The organism is Methylomagnum sp., from assembly GCF_054333355.1.
In genome coordinates, this window is the sequence record NZ_JBTEKS010000440.1 from 1 (window position 1) to 3,423 (window position 3,423).

4 protein-coding genes are annotated in these 3,423 nt (G+C 65.6%); 3 read left to right on the top strand and 1 reads right to left on the bottom strand.

Annotated elements, in window-relative coordinates:
* Window positions 1–516, top strand: a 516-nt coding sequence (locus ACXWUF_RS20745) for a hypothetical protein (protein ID WP_458496462.1), incomplete at its 5' end; no start/stop codon positions are given.
* Window positions 517–603: 87 nt separating this feature from the next.
* Window positions 604–894, top strand: coding sequence for a cupin domain-containing protein (locus ACXWUF_RS20750; protein WP_458496463.1), 291 nt, complete (start codon window positions 604–606; stop codon window positions 892–894).
* 170 nt (window positions 895–1,064) lie between these two features.
* On the opposite strand, the gene norR is transcribed toward ACXWUF_RS20750, so the two are convergent.
* Window positions 1,065–2,615 carry a nitric oxide reductase transcriptional regulator NorR gene (norR, locus tag ACXWUF_RS20755; protein ID WP_458496464.1) on the bottom strand — a complete coding sequence of 517 codons (1,551 nt, stop codon included), beginning with the start codon at window positions 2,613–2,615 and terminating at the stop codon, window positions 1,065–1,067.
* 303 nt (window positions 2,616–2,918) lie between these two features.
* Between norR and ACXWUF_RS20760 the strand changes: the two genes are divergently transcribed.
* Entirely contained in the window at window positions 2,919–3,332 is a 414-nt protein-coding gene (locus ACXWUF_RS20760) for a group I truncated hemoglobin (protein ID WP_458496465.1), read from the top strand.
* Window positions 3,333–3,423 lie beyond the last annotated feature (91 nt).

Below are 3,423 nucleotides of genomic sequence, written 5' to 3' on the forward strand. Positions count from 1 at the left end.
AACATCTGGCGCTTCATCACCCTGCTGCTGGCGGCGCTCGCCATGACCATGGAATCCGCCCACGTCTTGGAATTGCCGCAGAAGATGCAGTACGACGAGTCGCTCTACACGACGGTCAACGGCACCTTGTACCGCTATTTCGCGATTGTCGGCGGTGCTTATCAACTCGGCTCGATTCTCGCGGCCACCGTGCTGGCGTTCCTGCTGCGGGGGCGCGGGCGGGCGTTCACTTGGGCGGTGGGCGGCGCGGCATGTTTATGGCTGGCGTTCGGGGTGTGGCTGGGCGTCGTCAACCCGGTCAATCTCGAAATCGCCGGGGTGCTGCAATCATCGCCGGAAGCGGTGCCCGGCGTGTGGCTGACGTTGAGGAAGCAGTGGGAATACGGTCACGCGGCGGGCTTCGCGATCCAACTCATTGGGTTCGTGGCGCTGCTGGTGTCGGTGCTGGCGGAAATACCCAAGACACCGCCGGAGGAACGGCCTAGGTTTCGGGGGTGGGGGCAGGGTTGGGGGTGAGGCCGGAAAAGGCGGGGGAACCCGCTGCTTCCGCAAGCCATCCCCCGTTAAACTCAACCCCGACCAACTTTCATCCAGGAGTTCCCGATGCCCCATCAAACCGAAGTCGAACAAAACTGGTCCGCCCGTGGCTTTAGCTGCGACCTGTGGGTGGACCCGCCCGGCCAATGCTGGGAAGGCTACGTCCACGGCGTCGATGAACTGGTGATGGTGATGGAGGGGCGGGTGGAATTTGAAATCGACGGCGCCGTGCATCGGCCCGAGCCGGGCGCGGAATTGTTCATCCCGGCGGGGGCGGCGCATTCGGTGCGGAACCGGGGCCAGACCACCGCCCGTTGGCTGTATGGCTACCAGCGACGCGGTGGGAGTGGGCTTTAGCCCACGACTTGGCGGGGCTGTCGCGGGCTGAAAGCCCGCTCCCACGATTTCTTGAATAGGACTCACGCAGGATGCTAGCCGCCCCGACAAAGGCCCGTGATCCCGGCTTTAGCCGGTATTGACCGGCTGAAGCCGGGACTACGAGCCAATAAGCCTTATCGGAAATCACCTTATTTCAGCCCCAAGCGCTTCGCCAGCCGGTGTAGATTCCCCCGGTCCACCCCCAATAAACGCGCCGCTTCTGCCCAATTGCCATTGGCCTTGGCGAACGTGGCTTGAACCAACCGCCGCTGAAAATCGTCCGTGGCGGCGGCGAGGGAGGCCGCATCCAGCGAGGCGTCGATTCGTTCCGGCGCCGCCTCCGATGCAACGGGAATATCCAGGTCGGCGGGTTCGACCACCACCGAATCGCCCCGGTTGGCGGAGGCCCGCAGCGCCGCCCGCAGCATGACGTGTTCCAGTTCCCGCACGTTGCCGGGCCAGGCGTAGCCATTCAGCGCCCGAATGGTCGCAGGTGCCAGGGACAGGCGCTTCAAGCCCAGCCGGGCACGGGCTTGGTCCAGGAAGTGACCCGCCAGAATGGGAATGTCCTGGACCCGCTCCCGCAGGGACGCGACGTTGAGGGGGTACATGCTGAGCCGGTGGTAAAGATCGGCGCGGAAGCGACCGGCCCGGACTTCTTCGGCGAGATGGCGATTGGTGGCGGCGATGAGGCGGACATCGGCCCGGTGGCTCCGATCCGAACCGAGCCGCTGGATTTCCCCGAACTGCACGGCCCGCAACAGCTTCGCCTGAACCGACAAGGGCAACTCGCCCACCTCGTCCAGAAACAGCGTGCCGCCGTCGGCCAGTTCGAACTTGCCAGCCCGGTCGGCGGTGGCGCCGCTGAACGCGCCCCGGGCATGGCCGAACAACTCGCTTTCCGCCAGGGACTCGGGTAGCGCGGCGCAGTTCACGTACACCAAGGGCTGCTCCGCCCGCTTGGAGCGGGAGTGGATGATGCGGGCCAGCACCTCCTTGCCGACGCCGGTTTCCCCCAGCAGCAGCACCGTCAGGTCGGACTGGGCAACGATGTCGATTTCCCGGTTCAACTCCCGCATGGCGGGGCTTTCGCCCAGCACCGGGCTACTCCGGGCGAGGGCTTCGCTCACCAGTTCGGCGGCCACCAGCCCGCGATGCCGCGCCAAGTCGCGCAACGCGCCGACATAGCTCTCATGGCGTAGCGCCACTGTGGCGATGGCGGCGAAGGTCTGGAAGATGTGGTCGTCGATCCGTTCAAACACCCCCGCTTCCAGCGCGTCCGCCGACAAAACGCCCAGCAGGGTGGTTTCGCTATACAGGCTGCAACCCAGGCAGGAGTGGACCCGCAGGTTGCCTCGGGGATCGTTGAGGATCAGTCCGTCGTAAGGGTCGGGGCGGGCGTCGGCGGCGGCGAACCGCACCGGGCGGCGGGACTGGACGATGGCGGCCAGCCGGGGATGCTCGTCTGGCCGGAATTTGCGGCCCAGGACTTCCGGGGACAGGCCCAGGGTCGCCACCGGCACCAGCGCGCCGTCCTGATGGCGGAGCAGGGCGCAGGCTTGGTTGCCGGTCGCTTGGGCGAAGATTTCCAGGAACCGGCGGTGGCGCTCCTTCATGGAAACATTGGCCGTCAGGTTCAATACCGCCTGCCGGACGGCGTCCTCGGGAGAGTAAGAATTGGCGGCGGGGCGGGTTTTCATGGGGCTGTGGTCAATGGGACGCGGGGTTGTCATTTTGACACATTCGCCCCCGAAACCACCCCGGACCCGCACGCCGCGTGGGCGGCGGCCTATGTCGGTGATTCGCCGGAACCCGCTTCTTCCGGTTGGCGCTGTTAAAAGGACGACACGCCAGCCAGAACCGGACAACTCCGCCCAACAATTTCAATCGCTTAGCTTATGGCATTGAGCTTGCTCTCCGGCTGGGCGGACGTAGCGGCGCGTTTCGCGGCCTCGTTCCGATGCATCTAAAAAAACATCCCCCCAACTATCCTGGAGCAACCCATGACTCAAGCAAGCCTCGCCGACTGGTGGAACCAGCAGCATCAGCCCGCCCAATCCCTTTACGAAAAACTGGGCGGTGCCGCCGCCGTCGATGCCGCCGTGGACATCTTCTACCGCAAGGTGCTGGGCGACGACCGCATCAGCCATTTCTTCGAAGGCGTGGACATGGCGCAGCAGGCGGCGAAACAGAAAGCCTTCCTGACCATGGCCTTCGGCGGTCCCCACAATTACACGGGTCTCGATATGCGGCGCGGTCACGCCCCCCTCGTGGAGCGCGGCTTGAACGACAGCCATGTGGATGCGGTGATCGAGAATCTCGGTAGCACCCTGCGCGAGCTGGGCGTCGGGGATGACCTCATCGGGCAGGTCGCCGCCATCGCCGAAAGCACCCGCGACGACGCGCTGGGGCGCTGATTCCCCGCCGCTCGTGGTCCCGCCTTCAGGCGGCTGGCTGTGGGGAGGGAGGAGCCGCCTGAAGGCGGGACCACGAGCGGCGGGGAATCAG

Coding starts and splice junctions, on each gene's coding strand:
- ACXWUF_RS20750 (WP_458496463.1), top strand. CDS start 604: ATGCCCCATCAAACCGAAGTCGAACAAAACTGGTCCGCCCGTGGCTTT.
- norR (WP_458496464.1), bottom strand. CDS start 2,615: ATGAAAACCCGCCCCGCCGCCAATTCTTACTCTCCCGAGGACGCCGTC.
- ACXWUF_RS20760 (WP_458496465.1), top strand. CDS start 2,919: ATGACTCAAGCAAGCCTCGCCGACTGGTGGAACCAGCAGCATCAGCCC.